The sequence below is a fragment of the Clostridium tyrobutyricum genome, assembly GCF_019144085.1.
Lineage (GTDB): Bacteria > Bacillota > Clostridia > Clostridiales > Clostridiaceae > Clostridium_B > Clostridium_B tyrobutyricum_A.
In genome coordinates, this window is sequence record NZ_JAHHUY010000003.1 from 118,032 (window position 1) to 141,314 (window position 23,283).

Consider the following 23,283-nt stretch of genomic DNA (forward strand, 5'->3'; position numbering starts at 1 on the left):
AATAAAAATTTTGGTTTCCATTTATCAAAAGAAATGGAGGAAATACATGGATTCAAATAAATTATTAAAAATGAGTGATATGTGTATTACTGATGAACCATCTGCCTGTACAGCTTTTTGTCCTGTTCATGTTGATTTAAGATCTTTTATGGAAGAAATAGAAAATGGTGATTTTAAAAAAGCATATAAAGTTATGAGCAAGAAGATTCCCTTTCCAAGATTAATAGGAAAAATATGTGATCATCCATGTGAAGAAGTATGTGTAAGAAAAAATATAGGCGGAAGCATAAGTATAGGAGATTTGGAAAAGATTACTGTAGATTTAGGATTTGTTCCTAAAAGAAAAGGTTTCTCAATACCTAAAAATGACAAGCGGGTTGCAATAGTAGGTGGTGGTTTAAGTGGCATAGTAGCTGCAAACAGTCTTGATAATAAAGGATATAATGTAACAATATATGAATGTACTGAAAAAATAGGTGGAAGAATATGGGCGCGCCAAGGTGAAGACCTTACCGGGGAATTTATAAAAACAGAATTAAATGAGTTTAAAAACAGAAATATTGAGATTAATTATAATACAAAAGTTGATAAAGTTCAATTGAGGAATATATCAGAACAATTTGATGCAGTTTACATTGGAACTGGCATATGGGATGAAAATTTAGAAATAAATAATGAAACACATCAAATTGGCACATCCTCTATATTTGCAGGAGGAAGACTTTTTAATCAAAATGATTCCGTAATATATTCTGTAAGTTCAGCAATGAGCTCTGCAATTTCAATGGATAGGTATATACAAAAAATCTCCATTACAGTTGCCAGAGAAAAAGAAGGAACTCATATGACACCTTTGACAATCAACACAGATACTACTGAATTTCAAGGGAAGATAGAAAGAAAAGGAGATAAGTATACAAGAGAAGAAGCTGTGGAAGAAGCGAAAAGATGCCTTAAATGTCAATGCCTGAATTGTGTGAAAATTTGCAGCCATTTAAAGAAATACAACAGGGTTCCCAAGAAATACATACGGGAGATAAATCATAATGAGACTATAGTTCTTGGAAATCATTATGCTAATAAAATAATAAATTCATGTACATTATGCGGACTGTGCAAGGAGGTCTGTCCATCCTGTATAGATATGAAAGAAATAATACAGGAAACAAGACAAAGTATGGTAGAGAGAGGTAAAATGCCAATATCTGCCCATGATTTTGCTTTGAAAGATATGGAATTCAGCAACAGCAAATACTTTCATATGGTAAAAAATCAGCCGGGATATAATGAAGTAAAATATGTATTTTATCCAGGTTGTCAGCTTTCAGCATCACAGCCTGAGTATATTGAAAAGACTTATAAATATCTTATATCAAATATTAAGAGAGGAGTAGGGATTTTCTTAGGATGTTGTGGAGCACCTGCAGATTGGTCAGGAAGACAGGACTTGATGAAGCTCAATGTAGAAAACATTAGAGATAAGTGGAAAGCTATGAAAAAACCTATTTTTATATTAGCTTGTTCTAGTTGTTGTAGTGTTTTTGAAAAATACATGCCTGAAATAAAATATATTTCCTTATGGGAAATGATGGATAAATATGGAATTCCTATTAAAAATAAAATTTCTAAAAAGCATGTAATTAATATACATGATGCATGTACTACAAGGCATAACAATAGAATTCATAATAGTATAAGACGTATAGTATCAGGTTTAGGATACACTGTGGAAGAATTGAAATATTCAAGAGAGAAGACAAAGTGCTGCGGATATGGGGGGCTTGTATATTTTGCTAACAGAGAGCAATCGGATGAATTTGTAAATGACAGGATTCAGGAAAGCAGTGAAGATTATCTAGTTTATTGTGCTATGTGCAAGGATTTATTTGTATCTAAAGGCAAGAAAACATATCATATTTTGGATTTGATATATAGTGATAATATTGAGAAAGTTTCTCTTAAAAAGGCACCCACTCTTTCAGAAAGACATAAAAACAGAATCCTTTTAAAAATTAATTTGTTAAAAAATATATGGAATGAAGAAGTTGATAATCCAAATGTAATCTATAATTTAAATTTGATAATATCTAATGATGTAAAAGAGAGTATGAATGATAGGTTTATTCTTCTTGAAGATGTTGAAAAAGTTATCTATAATGCGGAAAAAAATAACGAAAAATTTATTAATACTAAAAATGCACATTATTTGGCCAGACTTAGAATTGGAAACGTGACCCATTGGGTAGAATACGAGAAAAAGGATGAAGGATTAGTTGTTCATAGTGTTTATACTCATAGAATGGAAATAGTGGAGGAATAAATATGAATACTGATGTAGATCAAGATGATTGCTGGATTTGCTATAGATGTCATAAAAAATTGGAACTCAAACAGGTAAGCGTACTTTATCTTGGAGGACGATTTGAAGTAGAGCTTATGCAATGTCCACAATGTAAAATGGTAATTATAAATGAGGACCTAGCTCTTGGAAAAATGTTGGAAGTTGAAAAGGGATTGGAGGATAAATAATGAAACCTTTTAATGCTTATGAAAGTCAGCATATGAGAAATATTACGGGAGAAACTTTAAGACCTGGAGATTTTTCACTTACAGATAAGGGGATAAAGTTCTGCAAATTCTCCAAAGAGGATTCACTGCTTGATTTAGGAAGTGGAATGGGTGCTACTGTTTACTATATCTATAAAAAATATGGAATAAAAGCTATTGGACTGGATTCTTCCGATAAATTAATAAATGAGGGTATGAGCAAATATGAAAATATAAAATTAATTCATGGTAGAGGAGAAAATATGCCCTTTAAGGATGAAAGCTTCAAAGGAGTATTTGCAGAGTGTACGCTTTCTCTTATGGATGATTTAGATACAGTTATATCGGAAGTATTTAGAGTTTTAAAAAAAGAAGGATGGATTATCGTAAATGATGTGTATGCAAAGAGACCTGAATTTATAGATGATATGAATTCATTTTCAGTTAACAGTTGTATGAGGGGATTGCATAATTTAGAAGTATTGAAAAGTAAGCTTGAACACAGAGGCTTTAATATAGTACTATTTCAAGATTGCAGCCATATGTTGAAACAACTTATGGTAAAGACCATATTTACTTATGGCTCCATGTCAATCTTTTGGAATAAGGCCATGGATTGCTCTGTGAATGGATGTCAATTTGAGGAAGTGCTTAGAAGATGTAAGCCAGGGTATTTTATTATTATAGCTAAAAGAGGAGATAAATAATATGGATGATATATCGTTTCGTATATACAAGTTAGCAGTATCTGGATTTTGTTGTAGCCAGATTATGATTATAATGGCTTTAGAAGAAGAAGAAAGAGAAAATGAAGATTTAGTAAAGGCTTCCCATGGATTATGCGGTGGTATAAATCTTACACAAAAGACTTGTGGATGTATTATATCCGGAATACAAATATTGGGCATGTATGGAGGAAAAGGCAGTGAGGATGAATACTGTAAAGAAAATTTTAAAGTAATGATGGATGAATATATGGAATGGTTTAAGGAAAAATTTGAAAGTACGGATTGTATAGATCTAGTAGGAGTTCAAATTATAAAGGATGATGAAGGTAATGCAACATATCCAGTAAAATGCGGGGACATAGTAAAAGAATGTTATTTAAAGATACAGCAGATATTATATGAAAATGAATATGACTTTGGAGACAGGGAATAATCATGACAAATTCAAATTTGATATCAGAAACTGAAAGTATATGTCCCTGCTGTTTGAAAAAAATATCTGCAAAGAAAATACTGAAACATAATAAAGTATATATGGAGAAGTACTGCCATGAACATGGAAAATTTACTACTATTATATGGGATGGAAGTATACCTTTAAATAGCTGGGTTAGAAATAAGAAGAGAGCATATATAAATTATCCGAATACTACTGTGAACAAAGGGTGTCCTTATGATTGTGGATTGTGCAGTGAACATAGACAGAACACATGTACTGGCCTTATAGAAGTTACTCAGAAATGTAATTTGAAATGCAGATTTTGTTTTGCAAGTTCTTGTTTTGATAAGGGAGAAGATCCTTCTATGGAAAAGATAAAATTCCTATATGAGTCCTTGATGAAATCCTCTGGAAGGTGCAATGTACAGCTGTCAGGCGGTGAACCAACACTTCGAGATGATCTTCCACAAATAGTACTTTTAGGAAGAAATATTGGATTTGAATTTATACAGTTAAATACTAATGGAATACGCATTGCCCTAGAAGAGGATTTTACTAAAAGACTAGGTGAGGCAGGACTTGATTCTGTTTTTTTACAATTTGACGGAACTAAAGATTCTATATACAAAGAATTGAGAGGAAGAAACCTTTTTGAACTCAAATTGAAAGCTATAAAAAATTGTAAAACATATGGAATAGGAGTAGTTCTTGTGCCAACTTTAGTTCCAGGAATAAATATAGACAATATAGGAGAAATAATAGATTTTGCAATTGATAATCTTCCTTCAGTTAGAGGTGTACATTTCCAGCCTGTAAGTTATTTTGGAAGAATTCCTAATATACCTGAGGATTCAGATAGAATTACATTGCCTGAAATTATGGATAATATAGAAAAACAAACTTCTGGCAAAATTAAAATAAACAGTATGAAGCCTCCAGGATGTGAAAATGCCCTTTGTTCTTTTCATGGTAACTATATATATAAAAATAAAGATGAAATATTAAGTGTTACCAATTCAAATAGCTGCTGCAATACAGTTGAAACAGCAGTAAAGGGAGCAGTAAAAGCAAAAAAGTTTGTATCAAGAAATTGGTCGGCAAGAAAACCAATAAATTTAAAAGAGAAGTTGAATTTCAAAAGATCAAATACCTGGGACAGCATACTTTATAGAATAAAAAACTATTCTTTTAGTATATCCGCAATGGCTTTTCAAGACATATGGAACTTAGATTTAGAGAGAGTAAAGGACTGTTGTATTCATGTAGTCAATCCAGAGGGAAAATTGATACCTTTCTGCTTATACAATATTACAGATGTAAATGGAAATTATATGTATAGAAGGAGAAACACAAATGAAGTGCACAACAATTGAAAAACTTATAATGAATAAAACTGGGATACAATATAGAAGTAGAAAAAGTTTAGAAGAATATCAACTCCGTAAAATAAAGAAGACTATAGACTATGTAAAAGAAAACAGCAAATTCTATAGAGAACACTTAAAAGATATTGAAGCGGATGATATAAATTCATTTAAAGACTTTAAAAACATACCATTTACTAATTCTAAAGATATAATTCAAAATCCTTTTGGATTTTTATGTGTACCACAAAAGAATATTAAAAGAGTTGTAACACTTAAAACTTCAGGTACAACCGGATATGAGAAAAGAATATATTTTACAGAAAAGGATCTGGAATTGACAGTTGATTTTTTTAGTTATGGAATGAAGTCCTTGGTAGATGAAGGTGACAGGATATTGGTGATGTTTCCGGGAAATTCTTATGGAAGTATCGGGTATCTGCTTAAAAGAGCACTGGAGAAAATAAATATATACTGCTATGTACAGGGAATTATGAAGAATACTAGTGATACGGCTGATATTATAAAAAACAAGTATATAAATTGTATAGTTGGAATTCCAATACAGTTACTTCAATTCAGCAGAAGTCAAAGTAGTATATTTAAAGACAGAATAGATAAAATACTTCTTAGTTCCGATTATGTGCCTGAAACTCTTGTAAATGAGATAACAGGTAAATTTAAAACTAAAGTATTTACACATTATGGCATGACTGAAATGGGATATGGAGGAGCAGTTCAATGTGAAACTTTAAATGGATATCATCTTAGAGAAAATGATATCTATTTTGAAATTGTAGATCCAACTACAGGAAGAGAGATAAAATATGGTGAACCGGGAGAAGTAGTATTTACAACTCTTAAAAGTGAGGGAATGCCACTTATAAGGTATAAAACTGGAGATATAGCTTCTTTTAGTAAAAATTGTTGTAAATGTGGAAGCTTTTTAAAAACCATGAACAAGGTACTTGGGAGAATTGACAATAGATTTGAAATAAGTTCACATAAATATATTTATATGAGTCAATTAGATGAAATCATTTTATCTTTTCCACAAGTTATGAATTATAGTTTGCATATTGAAGATTACAATAAAATATATGTGTATTTGACATTATTTAATCAGTGTGATTTTAACAAGTTGTCACTAGAAATACTGAAAGGGATTAAAAATATAACTTTCATAGAAGATGAGTTATTGAATAATATAATAGAATTTAAAATTATAAATTCAACAGAAGATAAACAAATAAAAAATAGCATGTTAAAGAGAAAAATATATGATAATAGAAAGAAGGTTTATTTATGAAGGATATATATGAAATCATAGAGGATTTAATATATGAACAAGAGGATTTTGTGTTGGCTACTATCTTGGAAAAGTCTGGCTCTGCTCCTAGAGAACAGGGTACAAAGATGATTATAAAGAGGGATTTTTCTATTGAAGGCACTATAGGAGGTGGAATATTTGAGGCTGTTTCCATAAAATTATCTTCAAAGGTTTTTGAAAACAAGGAATTCATAGTTAAAGATTTTTCTTTTTCAAATGAAGGAGCTGCTGCACTTGGCTCAGTTTGTGGTGGAAGTGTAAAATTGCTGCTTGAGTATATAGACTGTAGTGATACTTTCATGATTGAAACATATAAGAAAGCAATGTCATTAAAGAAAAAGGGCACTGACTTTGTGCTGGTAACTGAAATAAGACCAAATACAAAATATATAAATGGAGTAGATAAATGGATATGTACGGAAACAGGATTTTATGGTAAGGAAAATGACAAGGTTCAACATATATTTAGAAATATAAGGGAAGATTTTAAAAATGTTAAATTTAAATATATGACTGACAGTGAGAGTAATTATTTAATAGAACCTGTATTCAATTATGAAAAAGTATTTATAATGGGTGCCGGCCATATATCCCAAAAAATTGCAACTTTAACTAAAATGCTTGATTTCAGAACCATTGTTTTAGATGATAGGGAAGAGTTTGCCAATAGAGAAAAGTTCAAAATTGCAGATGAGATTGTAGTACTTGAGTCTTTTGAAAATCTTCTTGACACTGTTAAAATTGACAATAGAAGTTATGTTATAATAGTTACAAGAGGGCATGCTTGTGATAAAGAGGTTCTGGAGCAAGTTCTAAAAACTGATGCTAGATATATAGGAATGATAGGTAGTAAGACCAAGAGAAATTTTGTATACAATACTCTTTTAAAGAAAGAATATATCATTGAAGATATACAAAGAGTACACTGCCCAATAGGACTTGAAATAGATGCCCAGACTCCTGAAGAGATAGCAATAAGTATTGCAGCTGAATTGATAAAGGTTAGGAGATCAATTACAAATGAAAAGGAATAACTTTGGAGCAATAATTATTTCAGCTGGCTATTCTTCTAGAATGGGGGACTTTAAACCTCTTTTGAAATTTGGGAAATACACTGCAGTGGAGATGCTTATAAATACCTTTATATCCTCAGGTATCAACAATATTGTTGTGGTAGTGGGACATCGAAGAAATGAAATATTGGAATTGTTAAAAAACAACAAGATTAAATGTGTGGAAAACATGGACTACCCAAAGGGTATGTACTCATCTATAGTAACGGCATTGGGAGCTTTAGATGATAATGTGGATGGCTTTTTTATGATTCCTGTGGACATACCTCTTGTTAAAGCAAATACCATTAATGAATTAGAAAACGAATACTTAAAAGGAAATGCTGGAATTATATATCCTGTCTTTAATGGAAAAAAAGGACATCCTCCTCTAATAGATTGTAAATATAAAGATGTAATAAAGAATTGGAGTGGGGATGGAGGATTAAAGAAATTGCTTGCTGGATTTGAAAATGATTCTGTAGGGGTTGCGGTCTGTGATAATAGTATTTTAATGGATATGGATAATAAAGATGAGTATTGTAAATTATTAGATTATTTTAATTCGCAGATTCCAAATATAGAAGAATGTTTATGCATTTTAAAATTATATAATGTACCTTTAGATGTAATAGAGCATAGCGTCAAGGTCTCACAAGTAGCAATGGGTATCTGTGAGTCACTAAATGATGCAGGATACAATTTTGACAAGAATATTTTGAAAACAGCGGGACTCCTTCATGATGTAGCTAGAAATTGTAAAAATCATGCAGAAGCAGGAGGTAGACTATTAAGAAAATTAGGCTATCCCAAATTAGACAATATAATATCTCATCATATGAATATAAAAGTTTCAAGCCAAGAAAATATTAAAGAAAGTGAAATACTTTATTTATCCGACAAACTTGTAAAGAAAGATAAAATTATTAATTTAAAAGCGAGACGCGAGTATTGTCTAAATAAATATAGAGATAATCAAGAAGCTTTATACAAAATAAATCTTAGATTTGATGCAGCTGAAGATATAATGGAAAAATTAAAGTGTGCAATTGGCAGGGCAGTTAAGTATGAGTAGAAAAATTTATTTGATCAGACACGGTAAAATCAAAAAGGATATAGAAAAAAGGTATATAGGAAGTACAGACTTACCTCTTTGTATGGAGGGAATAGCACAAAGTAGGAGTTTAAAAAAGTTTTTTTCTAGTATTTATATAGAAAAAGTTTATTTAAGTCCTATGAAAAGATGTATCCAGACATCGGATATAATTATAGGAAATAGAAATGTACCAAGAGTTAAAATAAAAGAACTTATGGAAATAAATTTGGGAAAGTGGGAAGGTAAGTCTTTTAAATATATAAAAAAATTTTTCCCTGAGGAGTTTAAAAAAAGAGGAGAAAATATAGATACTTTTGTTCCTAAAGGCGGAGAAAGTTTTAAACAGTTGCAAACTAGAGTAGTTCCAGCGGTTGAAAATATTATAAAACAAACAACAGGAAATGTACTTATAATTGCTCATTCAGGAGTAAATAGAGTTATAATCGGAAATATTTTGGGAATTCCATTAAATGATATTTTTAGAATAAGGCAAAATTATGGATGTATAAATGAATTGGTATGGAATGATAAAAATAGTTTTTGGTTAAAAAAGGAGTTTAATTTGAACATGATACTTTTTGAAAAATAACTACAAAAAATTGTATACCTTAAATTAATAGTTGAAAAGAAGGGGTTATTATGATAAAGGCTGGTTATAAATCATATATAGAGACTTCTCATGAAAGGTGTAAAAAATTTGGCATTAAACCAGAACAAATCTATAGCAAAAAAATTATTAGTGATATGGAGTTGCAGAATAGGATTAATTCCAACAGAAATTTAATATTATGTGCCGTACCATATATGGAAAAGCTCATGAGTTTTGTACAAGGATTGAACTTTTTTATATTGCTTACAGATAGGGAAGGCTGTATATTAAATGCTATAGGTGATGAAGAAATATTATCTCAAGCTTTTTCTATAAAAATGATACCAGGTGCTTTTATGAATGAAGAAAATATTGGAACTAATGCAATAAGTTCAGTTATCAATACCAATGAGCCGGCTTGTATATGTGGAAAGGAACATTTTATAAATAAATATTACAAATGGACGTGTTATGCTTCTCCCATAAAGGATAATGCAAATAAAATTATAGGTATTCTAAATTTTACAGGATATAATGAAAATGTAAATTCTCATACTTTGGGAATGGTTATTTCAGCTTCTGATGTTATATCTGAGAAATTAAAGAGAAAGTCATATTGTATAAAACATGATACAGATAACAAGTATAAAAAAACAGTATTTAATTCAATCCCATTGGCTATAATTACCTCCGATATGGATGGTAAAATAGGTGTTTATAATAAAAAAGCTTTAGAAATGTTTGAAAATAATAATGTAAATTTAAAAGTATCAGAAATGAAATATCTTTTAAAAGATTGGGATAAAATAAAAAATGATATATATTCAGATAAAAACTTTTCCCGAAAGGTAAATATAATAACCTCAAGTAATAAATTGCAATTTCAGCTAACTGCCAATCCGATATATAATTCCAAACAAAATACCATTGAAATAATATATGTATTTCAAAAGATAAAAACTATAAATAAAAATAAAAGCGGGCAGGCATACTATACTTTTGATAAAATAGTTGGACAAGATGCAAACTTTATAAAAGTAGTTGAGTACGCAAAAAAGATTGCAAATAGTAAGTCTACTATACTTATAATGGGAGAGAGCGGAACAGGAAAGGAACTGTTTGCACAATCAATTCATAACTATAGTAATAGAGTAGATGGCCCTTTTGTAGCACTAAATTGTGGTGCTATTCCAAAACAACTTATAGAATCAGAACTTTTTGGATATGAAGATGGATCGTTTACAGGGGCTAAAAAAGGAGGTAATCCTGGAAAATTCGAATTAGCCAATGGAGGAACTATAATGCTGGATGAAATAGGAGAAATGCCTCTTGATATGCAAACAAAACTACTAAGAGTTGTACAGGAAGGAATTATAACCAGAATAGGCGGCTCAAAACCTATGTCTGTAAATGTAAGAATTATTGCAGTTACTAATAGAGATCTAAAAATAGAAGTGGAATTGGGTAGATTTAGAAAGGATCTCTACTATAGACTAAATGTACTTCCTATTTATTTACCGCCGTTGAGAGAAAGAAAATCCGATATACTTCCTATTATAAAATACTTTATCAATAAGATAAGTAAAAAATCAGACAAAAAGAATATAGAAATACCTGAAAAATATTTGAAAAAAATGATGAATTATAAGTGGCCGGGCAATGTAAGAGAACTGGAAAATTTAGTTAATTTATTAGTAAATACGAATTCAATACCATTGGAATATTTTGGAAAACAAAAAATAGATGAAAATAATAATATATTAAATATTAAGAAAAAATATTTAAGTCTCGAGTACATAGAAAAGGAACATATTGTTAAAACACTTAAAATATTTAATAATAATATTACACATTCTGCAAAAGCACTTGGAATAAGGAGAAATACTTTATATAATAAGATAAAAAAATATAACATAAAGATATAATTCATTTTTCTAAAGCATAATTCCAGTTATTTATACCACCAAAATTATAGATCTTTTTAAAACCAAGCTGATATAATATATTCGCAGCTATACCTGATTTTCTACCAGTACGACAATATAGTATAATTGGTGATTTTAAATCTAAATTCATTTTAATTATAACTTCATTAAAAACTTCAATAGGTATATTTTTGCTTTTCATAATATGACCTTGGGAAAATTCTGTGGGAGTTCTAAGATCAATAAAAATAGAAGAATTTTCACTTTCAAGAATTTTTTTCAAATCATCTTGAGTTATTTTCATAGAATGTTTTTCATATGGTAAATTTGTATTATGCATTGTATAGAACCTCTTCTCCATAAAAAGTTTAATATGTTTATTATAACTTAAAAATTTCTATTTAGTAAAGACATTTGTTGTTTTAGATAATATAGTCTTATACTATATGTATATATTTTAAAATTAAATAAAAAATAGTATTAAAATTGAAGGAAATTAGGTTATTATGTAGAAAATATAAATCAGGGTGATGATAAAATGAATAATAAATCTATAAGTATAGAAGATTATTTGATAAAAAAATTAGAAAATAAGATCAATGAAGCAAAAGCAATATCTTCGGATTGGCGTAAAAATGAAGATATGCTTAATGATTTATGTAATGCAACTTCTAAAATAACTAAAATGTTAGAAAATATTTATTTGAATGATTCCAATAGGATGGAATTAAACAATAAAATAAATGAGTTAACTGAAAAATCTTTAAAAGCACAGGAAAAACTAATAAGAGCAACGATACATTAAAGTTTTGATTTTAAAGAAAAACTGAAATAATTTTGTGTGTAAAACAGGAAAATTTCTTAAGTGAAAGAATTTAAAAGCACCTAAAAATATTATTATTCCTGAAAGTATAACTATGAAACTTAAAATCCTGTCTACAATAGATGTACTTTCTACATTGAGTTTGTTATTGAATTTGAATGTTGTAAAAATCAATAAAAACCACCACAGCATACTTCCTGTAAATACGCCAATTATTAAAATGATTTTGCTATTGATATCTGTACTTATATTGACTAAGTGAAGCGCTGTAAATATAGCTATGAATGAAAAAATAGTAGCTGGATTTGACAATGCCAGCAAAAATGTTGATATAAATCCCGTAAATAAAGAAGCACTATTTGAAATAGATTTCTTTTTAATATTGGAATTTGCTTTTAATGATATATATATACCGAAACAAATAAGTATAATTCCACCTATTATATGAAAATATGACTGATATAAAAATATAAATTTTGTTATTATCATAAGTCCAAATGAAACTAAGAATGCATAAATGCTGTCGGCAAATGCCGAACCAAATCCACAGACTAAACCATATTTTCTACCAAAAGTAATAGTATTCTTAAGACATATGGCTCCAATTGGACCAATGGGCATGCCTACTATTAAACCTATAAGTATTCCTCTAAATAAATTTATGAACATAAAAATTCCTGCCTTTAATATTAATGTATTATACTTATTAAGTACATGGACATTTTATCTTAAATATAATTTATATTCAACAGTATATGTTAAAATTATAATAATATAATCACAATAAACGGCTTTGTAGAATAGTATGTTAGTGTATTAAGAGCGGAGAAGGAACTTAAAATGATTTATTTTAGTTATCCTGACAATTTTAAAAATAATATGAAATATAGGAGCGAAAATTTAAAGGAGGGCATTAAATTAGAGGAACAGATACTTGAACCGGATAAATTTAAAATATCCTATCCTGTTGTAGATAATACAAAAAATAAGGAAAATATATCTAATATAAATAATGCTATTATAAATGAAGTGGGGGAACTTTTTAAAAGTCAAGCACTTGTAGATGGTGTTGTGGATTTTAATCAGATTCTTGGAGACTACGAAGTAACTTTAAATGAAAGTGGTATACTAAGTATATTGTTTAGTATGTATATTTATGTAAATAGAGCTGCACATGGATATACTAAATATTCTTCTACAACTGTCAATATAGAAAGCGGAAGAGTATATAGTTTTAGTGATTTGTTTAATCCTAAAGTAAATTATACAGCGGTTTTAAATGAACTTGCAAAACAATATATAGAACAAAATAATATTACTTTAATTAATGAGTATAATGGTATAACTCCAGATCAAAAATATTATTTGACTCCTACTAGTCTGGTTATTTACTATCAAGTATATGATTATACGCCTTATGTTCATGGGTTATTTAAAATAGAAATTCCATACGAGAAAATTAAAAATATAATTAGTCCTGTTGGACCAATAGCCCAAATTTTAAATAATGAATATTGACATATTTGTCCCAAAATAGTATTTAATACTATTTTGGGATAGCTTTTTTTATTCATTAGATTGTTCTTCTATCAACAAGTCGCAAAATTTTGCAATAAGATGTATGTTTTTTTCACTACATTTATTGATCTTTATAACAATTTCATCTTTTAAATATTTCAATATAGCTCTAAATAATGCTAAAAGAAATGGCAATAATAAATATAAAATTTATAATAAAGAAATGAATATAGAGATTTTAAACAATATGAAAATAGATCTTAGATATATATGTTTTGAAATTACGGAAAGGGTCCTGGTAGAAAAAGCGAAATCAATACTTAAAGTTTTGTTCGAAATAAAGAATATAGGAGTTAAGATATTTATAGATGATTTTGGGACAAAGTACTCTTCGTTAAACTATTTAACATATTTACCTGTTGATGGTATAAAATTAGATAAATCTTTTATAAACAGTATAAAAATACATGAAAGAAATTTAATGATTGTAAATCATATTGTTGCTTTAAGTCATGACTTAAATATGGATATAGTAGCAGAAGGGGTAGAAACAGATAAGCAACTAATGTATCTAAAAAGTATAAAATGTAATAAAATACAAGGATCTATATTTAGTAAACCTTTAAATTCAGAGAAATTAAATAAGATTTTGAAAGATAAAAGTAATAGAGGGGAATTCAATTTAGATTGTATTAAAAAAACCTTTTAATACATCTATTCTATTTTTATTAAAAATAGAATAGCCTGTACTTAAAAGGCTAATTTAATTGTTTTCTGGCTTTTTTATGCGCTTGAGCACTTTTTTCAATATCTCCAAATGATTCACATAGACACTCATTGATAACTTCCGGAGTTATTAAATTTACTTTTTTATTGTTCAATTCTTTCATTCATTTCACCACCTTTATTTATTATACATTAATTATATATCAAAAATTTTAAATTGTCAATAAAATTAAAGGATTAATAGTTTACTTATTAATAATCAGAATTTAACGAATTTTATATTAACAATAAAAAGCGTAAAATAAGCCATGAATCGACATTAAATGTTCATAATGAGTTTATAAATATATGTTGTTTGTTGTATCGTTTTGTTGATATATTTAAATGTTTTAATATTAAGAAAATTAAGATACGATAGATTGGTAATAGTATTTGAAAATAAATTATCATATCTTCATATTCAGTTTAATATCAGGGAAAAGAGATGAATATATAATTAAGAGGCATTCAATTCCATTTTAAATGAGAATCATCATTCAATGTAAAAATAGAAGGAGTCAAGCTTTCGTTAAAGGACAATTGGCATATGGAAGTATTTATATGAAGTCAAATTTTCCATCTAATTTTTGAGCCAAATATTCAGCTTGTATCATACCATCAGAGGATAGATCTATATCAAAATTTCCTTGTAACTTCCCCAATTTATGCCATAAAGTTTCACCATGCCGTATTAACAATACTTCTGTTCTAGTTAATTTCATTACACAATATCTCCTTAAAATATGTTTATTAAATATTATTGACAATAATATTTAAAATAAGCTAGAAAAGTATGATTAATATTTTTTTAGCTTATTATATGAAAATATAATAGTTATAGGTATGATTTTGTGATAAAATTATAAAATAATTATTTATAATTTTATCACAATTGTTTTTGCTTATATGGTGAAAGGAGGACTTTTACGTATGAAAGGTAAGATAGTATTAGCAGAAGATGAACCAATTACAAGAATGGATATTTCTGAAATGCTTATATCTTCTGGTTATGATGTAGTTGGAAAGGCAGCTGATGGACTTCAAGCCGTGGATCTATGTAGAATATACAAACCTGATTTGGCAATTATGGATATAAAAATGCCTAAATTAGATGGAATACAAGCTTCAAAGATACTAATTGATGAAAACATTGTAGATGCAGTAGTTATGCTTACAGCTTACAGCGGAAGTGAATTTATTGACAAAGTAAAAGAAGTCGGAGCTATTGGATACATTGTAAAACCTATAGATGAAAGAAATTTAATTCCTCAGATTGAAATAGCAATTTCAAAGGGAAAAGAAATAAGAAATATTAGAAATGAAATAATTGAAGCCAAAGATACAGCAAAAAATATTAAAATCATACATCAGGCAAAGGAAATATTAATGGATAAGTACTCCATGAAGGAAAATGATGCTTACAGACAAATAAGAAAATTAAGCATGGATGGGCAAAAATCTATTCTAGAAACTTCAATAAAATTAATTAGAAGGTATAGAAAGGCAGATAAAAATGCTTAGAAAATTGTGTAAAAAGTATACGGATTTATCTCATGAGGATATATGTATATTAGAAGACATGGAAAAATACATAAAAATCATTTCTGACTTAGTAAGAGCAGATATATTTATAGATTGTCTTATCAAAAATACGGATACAGCCATTGCGGTAGCACAGGCAAAGCCGTCGAATAATTTGTCTTTATATAAGACTTCAACTGTTGGAGCTTTGGTTTTAAGAGAAAATGAACCGGCAGCTCTTAGAACACTTGAAGTAGGTATGGGAACTTCAGATTTAAAAGCCGTTACCCAGGAAAATAGAGTGGTTAAACAAAATACTGTTCCTATTAAAAACAATGTGGGTAGGGTAATTGGTGTATTGATAATGGAAAGAGATGTAACTGAAGATGTAAGTAAAAATAGAAACATGGAAATACTATCTGAAACTACAGAACAGCTAACTGAGACTATTATGAATTTTAGTCAGCCTGATTTACAAAATTCCCTTGATTTTAATCTTATTAATGATGCTATAGTTATATTTGATAAAAATGGATATTCTATATATGCCAACTATATTGCTGAAAACTTATATAAAAAACTTGGATACAAGGATAAAATAATAGGAATGAAATTTCATAATCTTGTATTGAGTAAAATTAATTTTATAAACATTATAAGTGAAAATAAATCTATATCTTCAGAAGTAACAGTAGGAAAGTTTTCTTTGCAGATAAAATATGCATTGGCGAAAACATCAAATGGGGGACTTGGAGTAATTATGCTTATTAAAGATATAACGGATATACGAGAGAAGGAAAAAGAGATTGTTTTAAAATCAGTAGCAATACGGGAAATTCATCATAGAGTTAAAAATAATTTACAGACTATAGCCAGTATTCTAAGACTTCAATCAAGAAGAATAGAAAATACCCAGGCAAAAAAAGCCTTTAATGATAGTATAGGAAGAATACTTAGTATAGCAGCTACCCATGAAGTATTGGCTAAAAATGGTATAGATGATGTGGATATAAAGAATATATTGAATAAAATCAAGAATAATGCTATAAGATCATCTATACAGAATAATAAAAATATAATTATAAATTTGATTGGAGATAGCTTTTATGTAAATTCTGATAAAGCAACCTCTATAGCCATTATTATAAATGAATTACTGTCAAATGCATTTGAACATGCATTTGTTTATAAAGATGAAGGATACATAGAAATAGTTATAAACAGGGGAATTATGTATTCTAATATATCTGTAATTGACAATGGAATTGGATTTGATATTAAGTCAGCAAAGCATCAAAGCCTTGGTTTGGATATAGTAAAAAGTATGGTAAAAGATAAATTGAATGGAGATATAAATATTGAATCAAACAATAGTGGAACGAAAATCATATTTTCATTTTTGATCTCTTAATATTATAATTAATAGGTATACTTTATAAGGAGGTCAATATGAAAGGAAAATGTTATTATTGTAATAATGAATTCACCAAATCAGGAATGTCAAGACACTTAAAAAACTGCAATAGGCTAGATAAATCTTCTGTAAATAGTGCAGGTAAGTTTATATTGTTTATAGAGGCTAGATACAATCCTGATTACTGGTTGTATATAAATATAGACAAGGAGGCGAAATTAAAAGATTTAGATAGATTCTTAAGAAATATTTGGGTTGAATGTTGTGGACATTTAAGCAGATTTAGTATACATGGAGAAAATTATGATTCAGAAATTGATACGGATGAAATATGGAATAGATCTAAGAATAATATGAATGTAATTATTAAGAATATAATAAAATTAAAAGATGATATAGATTATGAATATGATCTTGGAAATACTACATATTTAAAAATAAAGGTTATAGATGAAATCAAATGGTTAAAAACAAAAAATAAGATAGAGATAATGGCAAGAAATAATAAACCTGATATATTATGTGCAGAATGTGACAGAAAAGCAGAATACTATGATTATGAAAATCAGGAGTATTTATGTGTAAAGTGCAGCAAAAAGGCATTTAGAAATGTAGAAATGATAGAAAAATTAGAATATGAAAATTCTCCAAGGGATCGTGTATGTTCATATCATGGAAATAAATATAACGAAGTTCCCTATTTACCTGAAGTTTTAGAAGATGATGCATGTTTATGGGACAAGATGGATGAAAATTTTGATTTGACATATCATTTAGAAAGACTTACTAAAAAGCAATTGTTGGATATTTGTAAAAATTTATATATAAAAAAGGTATCTGGTTTAAAAAAAGATAATTTAAAAAATATAATAAAGTCTGTATATAAAGATAGAATGAATGTATTCATAGACAACATAGACATTGCTAGATTTCATTATATTTTAAATTATTTAAATAATAGTGAATATAGAAATGACAATTCTCATATAGATAAAATTATGTATTTTAAAAATAGGGCTGTTTTATTTAACGGTATAATAAATGGTAAAAGGAGTATAATAATTCCTCAGGAATTAGAAGAAATAATAAGAAATAAAAATAATCTTCAAAATAGACTTAAGAAAAATGAAGAATTGATAAAATTATTTTGTGGAATGTGTTTTTACTATGGTGTATTGAATATAAATGACTTTAGAATATTAGCTAAATCTTATGTAAATTATAATTTATCAGATTTTAATTTGGATATAATCATGGAAAATGCCTCTGAATACTATGGTATATTTAAATTCAGAAATGGTATAGGATGCAATATATATGTAAAGGATATTTCATATATATTAAATAAACGCAATGAAAAACGTAATTTAAATTTTTATCCTTTTAAAAAGCAGCAGTTGTTAAGTTCTTCAAAACCTGGTTTTATAGACAGAACTAAATTTTATAGAAGACTTTCAAATTATCTAATAAACAATTTGAATTTAAGTAAATCTTCAGTAGAAAGCCTTATGTATAATTTAGAGATTAGTATAAAAAATGGGGAAGATTTTGATGAAATGGTTTTAAATCTTATAGGTGATTTTAAATTCGAAAAAGTAGAACAAGCCGCTCACATTACAAATGAAATATGCTATTTTTCCAATAATACGAGACAATGGATTACAAAAGGATATACAATTGAAGAACTTAATCATAATACAGTACAAAACAAAATAAAAATAGGAAGAAATGATTTATGCCCTTGTGGGAGTGGGAAAAAATACAAAAATTGCTGCGGAAGGAAATAACTGCACTGTTTATTGATAAATATCAGAACATAAATAAGTTATATTATTAAATTAATACTAAAACCTACTTTACATTAACACATTATTATGATAAACTTAATATAAATTATAAATCAAGTGCAATGGGGCATTTATTTAAATTTATAATTTAGCTAATTTAAAAATTAATAGTATTTTAATAAGCAATGGAGCTTAGAACATTTATGTGTTTTGGGCTCCATTTAATTTTAGATACTAAGGGGGTGAAGTAAGGAAATAATGACAAATAAGATATTAAGTGTAGGGATTGATATTGGGACAACTACTACACAGATCATATTCAGCGAAATTGTAGTTCAGAATACAGCAGGTTCTTTTCTTGTCCCAAAAGTAAAAATTACTAAAAAATCTATAGTTTATAAAAGCAAAATATATTTTACTCCATTGATATCTTCACAAAAAATAAATTTGGATAAGTTGGAAAATATAATATTATGTGAGTATAAAAAAGCTGGTATAGATAAAAAAAATATTTCTACCGGTGCAATAATTATGACAGGAGAAAGTACAAGAAAAGATAATTCTGAGAAAGTTTTGAATATTCTTTCAGATTTTGCAGGGGATTTTGTTGTAGCTACTGCAGGACCTGATTTAGAGTCCATATTAGCAGGATATGGCTCTGGAGCCTACGAGATTTCTAAGAATACTGCAGAGAAAATAATTAATTTTGATGTAGGTGGGGGTACTACAAATGCTGTTGTGTTTTCTGGTGGAGAACCTTTAGACTCCTTTGCATTGGATATAGGTGGAAGGCTTATACGGTTTGATAATGAAGGTAAGATAATTTACATATCGGAAAAAATAAATAAGCTTATAGAAAACCTTAAATTAAATTTATCTGTTGGTAAAAAACCGGTATTTAATGACTTGAAAATACTTACAGATAATTTTGCAAATATAATTTGCAAAATCAGCAATAATGTGAATCTGAATGCAGAAGAAAGAAAATTGTTTATTGAACATGAAAATAAGAAAACTACTATAAAATTATTTATGTTCTCAGGAGGAGTTTCCGAATTTGTATATGGTAACGATAGTATAAGTACTTTATCAGATACTACCAAATTTGGAGATATAGGACCTCTTCTTGGATGTTCCATAAGAAATACATTTAAGGAAAAAGGATATATTCTTATAGAACCAAGGGAGAAAATAAGAGCAACAGTAATAGGAGCAGGCAGCCATTCTATAAAATTAAGTGGAAGCACAATAATATTTGAAGATGATATACTGCCAATTAAAAATATTCCAATTATAAGGATATTCAACAACAAAGATGAAGATGAAAATATAGATAACATTTATAAAAATATTTGTAAAAAAAGTACTTTTTATAAAAATCAAAATATTGCAATTGCTTTTAAGGGACCCAAATCTCCAAAGTATGTACAGATAAAAAAAATGGCAAATGCCATAGTAGAAGCTTTTAAAGACAGAAGCAATCCAATAATTATAGTTATAGAAAATGATTTTGCAAAGGCATTAGGACAAACTATTAAAAATATCGTCAAAAATCCTAAGGCGGTTATATGTATTGATAATATAAGAGTTGACACTGGAGATTATATAGACATAGGAAAATCTATATCTAATACGGTTCCTGTAGTAATAAAAACATTGATTTTTAAAAATTGAAAATAATTCAGAAGTAAAGTAGGTGATTTTAATTGATATTGAAGACTAAACTTTTTGGAAAAGTGTATTCTTTTAAAGATATAAAAGATGTACTTGCCAAAGCAAATGAGGAAAAATCAGGAGATGAACTAGCAGGAATTATGGCAAGTAGTGCAGCAGAAAGAGTTGCTGCAAAAGTTGTGTTATCTGAAATAACACTTCAAGATTTGAGAAATAATCCAGTAGTACCTTATGAAAAAGATGAAGTAACCAGGATAATACAGGATCAGGTAGATGAAAAAGCATATAATAAGGTCAAATCTTTTACTGTAGGAGAATTTAGAGAATTTATTTTAAAATCTGGTGAAGAGGTTATAAAGGAAATACGTGATGGATTAACGTCTGAAATGATAGCAGCAGTTACAAAGCTTATGAGTAATATGGATTTAGTTTATGCTGCTAAAAAGATAAAGAATACTGCTACTTGCAATACTACAATTGGTGAAAGGGGAACTTTTTCTTCAAGACTTCAACCCAATAATGCCAAAGATGATATAGATGGAATTATGGCATCTGTAATGGAGGGAATAAGCTATGGAGTTGGTGATGCTGTTATTGGATTGAATCCTGCAGGAGACAATATAAATCAGGTGTCATTGATTCTAAATAAGTTTGAAGAATTTATTAAAAAGTGGAATATACCCACACAAAACTGTATGCTTTCTCATATTACAACTCAGATGGAAGCATTAAAACGAGGGGCACCTATGGATTTGATGTTTCAGAGCATAGCTGGTTCAGAGGTATCAAATACATCATTTGGTGTGAATGTATCTCTTTTAGATGAAGGATATGAGCTTATGAAAGAAAAGAAGCATTGCTGTGGAAATGATTTTATGTATTTTGAAACTGGACAAGGTTCTGAGCTTTCTTCAGAAGGTCATAATGGTTCAGACCAGGTTACCATGGAAGCAAGATGCTATGGATTGGCAAAGAGATATCATCCATTTTTAGTAAATACAGTTGTTGGATTTATAGGACCAGAATATTTATATGATGGTAAACAAACTATCAGGGCTGGTCTGGAAGATCATTTTATGGGCAAACTTACTGGACTTCCCATGGGAGTAGATGCGTGTCATACAAACCATATGAATTCTGACCAGAATGATTCTGAAAATTTGGAAATACTGCTTGCTGCAGCTGATTGTACATACATAATGGGAATACCTGTAGCAGATGATGTAATGCTAATGAATCAAACTACCAGTTATCATGACATTGCTTCAATTAGAGAAATAACAAATAAGAGGCCGATAAAAGAATTTGAAAAAAGTATGGAATCTCTTGGCATAATGGAAAATGGAAAGCTTACAGAAAAAGCTGGAGATCCCTCTATATTCGTGGTTTAGGAGTGAAATAATATGGATGAAGAATTTATAAGGGATATATCTGCTGTTGACTATACTTCCAGAGTCACTATAGAAAATCCATTCAATATGGAAGCATGCATAAAATTGAAAGAGTCTACCAATGCAAGAATATGTGTAGGCAGAGCTGGTGCAAGGTATAAAACAGAAACACTGCTTAAGTTTTTGGCAGATCATGCTGCTGCCATGGATTCTGTATGGTCTTATGTTGATGAAGATATAATAGACAAACTGGGATTCTTGAAAGTAAAAACACTTGTAAAAGACAAGGAAGAATATATAAAAAGGCCTGATTTGGGTAAAAAGTTTTCAAAAGAAACTATTGATATGATAAAGAATAAATGCATACATGATCCCGATGTTCAAATAATAGCAGCTGATGGTCTCAGTGCATTTGCCATAGATGCAAATTTGGAGGATGTATATTCAATACTTACAGATGGACTTGAAGCAAAAGGCTATAAAGTAGGAACACCCATATTTGTAAAATATGGACGAGTAGCTACTATGGATATGATAAGTGAAGCATTAAATGCTGAAGTAACAGTACTTCTTGTAGGAGAAAGGCCAGGGCTTGTAACAAATGAAAGCATGAGTTCATATATGGCATATCATTCAAGTACTTCAAAGCCGGAATCCCAGAGAACAGTGGTTTCTAACATATATAAAGATGGTACGCCTCCAGTAGAAGCAGGTGCACAGATAATGTATCTAATAGAGCTTATGATGAAAAAAAAGAAAAGTGGGATTGATTTAAAGATATAAATAGAGAGGTATTTTTATGAAAAAAGGATATATACATGTATATACTGGAAATGGAAAGGGAAAGACAACTGCTTCTCTGGGAATTTCATTGAGAGCAGTATGTGCAGGTAAAAAAGTATTTTTTGGACAATTCGCAAAGGGAATGGATTACAGTGAATTGAATGCAGTAAAATATTTGCCGAATTTTAAAATATGTCAGTTTGGAAGAGATGTTTTTATATCAGATATGCCATGTAATGAGGATATAGTATTAGCTAAAGACGGTCTTGAAATTTCTTCAGAAGCTCTGTCATCAGGAAAATATGATATGGTAGTTCTGGATGAAATAAATATAGCTATTTATTATAAGCTGTTTAAAGTAGAAGAGGTACTTCAAATATTAGATAATAGATGCCCGAAAGTCGAAGTGATACTTACAGGCAGATATGCTAATAAAGAAATTATAGACAAAGCTGATTTGGTTACTGAAATGAAAGAGATAAAACATTATTACAAAAAAAATGTACCGGCAAGAATTGGTATAGAATTTTAATAATA

Annotated in this window: 24 protein-coding genes; 20 read left to right on the forward strand and 4 right to left on the reverse strand. The window is 28.8% G+C overall.

Annotated elements, in window-relative coordinates; translation table 11 throughout:
* Nucleotides 1-46 precede the first annotated feature (46 nt).
* From KM800_RS02170 to KM800_RS02215, 10 genes are read left to right on the forward strand one after another with little or no spacing between them, the layout of a single operon-like run.
* Entirely contained in the window at nt 47-2,320 is a 2,274-nt protein-coding gene (locus KM800_RS02170; RefSeq protein ID WP_217811605.1) for a pyridine nucleotide-disulfide oxidoreductase/dicluster-binding protein, read from the forward strand.
* A 2-nt stretch (nt 2,321-2,322) separates the two neighbouring features.
* The gene (locus tag KM800_RS02175; protein ID WP_017750544.1) at nt 2,323-2,529 is read left to right on the forward strand and encodes a DVU_1557 family redox protein; all 207 of its coding nucleotides are present in this window, start codon (nt 2,323-2,325) and stop codon (nt 2,527-2,529) included.
* Nucleotides 2,529-3,254, forward strand: coding sequence for a DVU_1556 family methyltransferase (gene trsM, locus KM800_RS02180; RefSeq protein ID WP_217811606.1), 726 nt, complete (start codon nt 2,529-2,531; stop codon nt 3,252-3,254). The genes KM800_RS02175 and trsM overlap by 1 nt, the downstream gene beginning before the upstream one ends.
* 1 nt (nt 3,255) lies before the next feature.
* The gene (locus tag KM800_RS02185) at nt 3,256-3,708 is read left to right on the forward strand and encodes a DVU_1555 family C-GCAxxG-C-C protein (RefSeq protein ID WP_217811607.1); all 453 of its coding nucleotides are present in this window, start codon (nt 3,256-3,258) and stop codon (nt 3,706-3,708) included.
* 2 nt (nt 3,709-3,710) lie between these two features.
* A complete protein-coding gene (gene trsS, locus KM800_RS02190; protein ID WP_217811608.1) occupies nt 3,711-5,087 on the forward strand; it encodes a radical SAM (seleno)protein TrsS in 1,377 nt (458 codons plus the stop codon).
* A complete protein-coding gene (locus KM800_RS02195) occupies nt 5,068-6,387 on the forward strand; it encodes a DVU_1553 family AMP-dependent CoA ligase (RefSeq protein ID WP_217811609.1) in 1,320 nt (439 codons plus the stop codon). Before trsS ends, KM800_RS02195 begins: the two co-directional genes overlap by 20 nt.
* On the forward strand, nt 6,384-7,442 hold the full coding sequence (locus KM800_RS02200; protein ID WP_217811610.1) for an XdhC family aldehyde oxidoreductase maturation factor: 1,059 nt from the start codon (nt 6,384-6,386) through the stop codon (nt 7,440-7,442). Before KM800_RS02195 ends, KM800_RS02200 begins: the two co-directional genes overlap by 4 nt.
* A complete protein-coding gene (locus KM800_RS02205) occupies nt 7,429-8,535 on the forward strand; it encodes a DVU_1551 family NTP transferase (protein ID WP_217811611.1) in 1,107 nt (368 codons plus the stop codon). The genes KM800_RS02200 and KM800_RS02205 overlap by 14 nt, the downstream gene beginning before the upstream one ends.
* A complete protein-coding gene (locus tag KM800_RS02210; RefSeq protein WP_217811612.1) occupies nt 8,528-9,145 on the forward strand; it encodes a histidine phosphatase family protein in 618 nt (205 codons plus the stop codon). Before KM800_RS02205 ends, KM800_RS02210 begins: the two co-directional genes overlap by 8 nt.
* A gap of 50 nt (nt 9,146-9,195) precedes the next feature.
* Nucleotides 9,196-11,070, forward strand: coding sequence for a sigma-54 interaction domain-containing protein (locus KM800_RS02215; protein ID WP_217811613.1), 1,875 nt, complete (start codon nt 9,196-9,198; stop codon nt 11,068-11,070).
* A 1-nt stretch (nt 11,071) separates the two neighbouring features.
* On the opposite strand, the gene KM800_RS02220 is transcribed toward KM800_RS02215, so the two are convergent.
* On the reverse strand, nt 11,072-11,410 hold the full coding sequence (locus tag KM800_RS02220) for a rhodanese-like domain-containing protein (protein WP_217811614.1): 339 nt from the start codon (nt 11,408-11,410) through the stop codon (nt 11,072-11,074).
* 198 nt (nt 11,411-11,608) lie between these two features.
* On the opposite strand from KM800_RS02220, the gene KM800_RS02225 reads away from it, so the two are divergent.
* Nucleotides 11,609-11,875, forward strand: coding sequence for a hypothetical protein (locus KM800_RS02225; protein WP_217811615.1), 267 nt, complete (start codon nt 11,609-11,611; stop codon nt 11,873-11,875).
* Here KM800_RS02225 and KM800_RS02230 read toward each other — a convergent pair.
* A complete protein-coding gene (locus tag KM800_RS02230) occupies nt 11,852-12,562 on the reverse strand; it encodes a LysE family translocator (protein ID WP_217811616.1) in 711 nt (236 codons plus the stop codon). The two genes, KM800_RS02225 and KM800_RS02230, sit on opposite strands and share 24 nt — an antisense overlap.
* Before the next feature lie 171 nt (nt 12,563-12,733).
* Here KM800_RS02230 and KM800_RS02235 point away from each other — a divergent pair, with 171 nt between their 5' ends.
* Entirely contained in the window at nt 12,734-13,411 is a 678-nt protein-coding gene (locus tag KM800_RS02235) for an RsiV family protein (protein ID WP_217811617.1), read from the forward strand.
* A gap of 247 nt (nt 13,412-13,658) precedes the next feature.
* Complete coding sequence (locus KM800_RS02240; protein WP_254906436.1) at nt 13,659-14,120, forward strand: EAL domain-containing protein; 462 nt, start codon at nt 13,659-13,661, stop codon at nt 14,118-14,120.
* 49 nt (nt 14,121-14,169) lie between these two features.
* On the opposite strand, the gene KM800_RS15405 is transcribed toward KM800_RS02240, so the two are convergent.
* Together KM800_RS15405 and KM800_RS02245 are read right to left on the reverse strand one after the other, a co-directional pair.
* A complete protein-coding gene (locus tag KM800_RS15405; RefSeq protein ID WP_254906437.1) occupies nt 14,170-14,301 on the reverse strand; it encodes a hypothetical protein in 132 nt (43 codons plus the stop codon).
* Nucleotides 14,302-14,733: 432 nt separating this feature from the next.
* Nucleotides 14,734-14,898, reverse strand: coding sequence for a histidine phosphatase family protein (locus tag KM800_RS02245; protein ID WP_017750528.1), 165 nt, complete (start codon nt 14,896-14,898; stop codon nt 14,734-14,736).
* A 208-nt stretch (nt 14,899-15,106) separates the two neighbouring features.
* Here KM800_RS02245 and KM800_RS02250 point away from each other — a divergent pair, with 208 nt between their 5' ends.
* The 7 genes from KM800_RS02250 (at nt 15,107) to KM800_RS02280 (ending at nt 23,278) form a co-directional block, all read left to right on the forward strand.
* On the forward strand, nt 15,107-15,697 hold the full coding sequence (locus KM800_RS02250) for an ANTAR domain-containing response regulator (protein WP_217811618.1): 591 nt from the start codon (nt 15,107-15,109) through the stop codon (nt 15,695-15,697).
* Entirely contained in the window at nt 15,690-17,108 is a 1,419-nt protein-coding gene (locus KM800_RS02255) for a sensor histidine kinase (RefSeq protein WP_217811619.1), read from the forward strand. Before KM800_RS02250 ends, KM800_RS02255 begins: the two co-directional genes overlap by 8 nt.
* 38 nt (nt 17,109-17,146) lie before the next feature.
* Nucleotides 17,147-18,898, forward strand: a complete 1,752-nt coding sequence (locus KM800_RS02260) for an SEC-C metal-binding domain-containing protein (RefSeq protein WP_217811620.1) — start codon at nt 17,147-17,149, stop codon at nt 18,896-18,898.
* A 258-nt stretch (nt 18,899-19,156) separates the two neighbouring features.
* On the forward strand, nt 19,157-20,572 hold the full coding sequence (locus KM800_RS02265; protein WP_217811621.1) for an ethanolamine ammonia-lyase reactivating factor EutA: 1,416 nt from the start codon (nt 19,157-19,159) through the stop codon (nt 20,570-20,572).
* A 32-nt stretch (nt 20,573-20,604) separates the two neighbouring features.
* Complete coding sequence (locus tag KM800_RS02270) at nt 20,605-21,963, forward strand: ethanolamine ammonia-lyase subunit EutB (protein WP_039658493.1); 1,359 nt, start codon at nt 20,605-20,607, stop codon at nt 21,961-21,963.
* A gap of 12 nt (nt 21,964-21,975) precedes the next feature.
* Nucleotides 21,976-22,746: an ethanolamine ammonia-lyase subunit EutC gene (gene eutC, locus KM800_RS02275; protein ID WP_080755990.1), complete on the forward strand. Its 771-nt coding sequence runs from the start codon at nt 21,976-21,978 to the stop codon at nt 22,744-22,746.
* A 16-nt stretch (nt 22,747-22,762) separates the two neighbouring features.
* Nucleotides 22,763-23,278, forward strand: coding sequence for a cob(I)yrinic acid a,c-diamide adenosyltransferase (locus KM800_RS02280; RefSeq protein WP_217810618.1), 516 nt, complete (start codon nt 22,763-22,765; stop codon nt 23,276-23,278).
* Nucleotides 23,279-23,283: the final 5 nt, after the last annotated feature.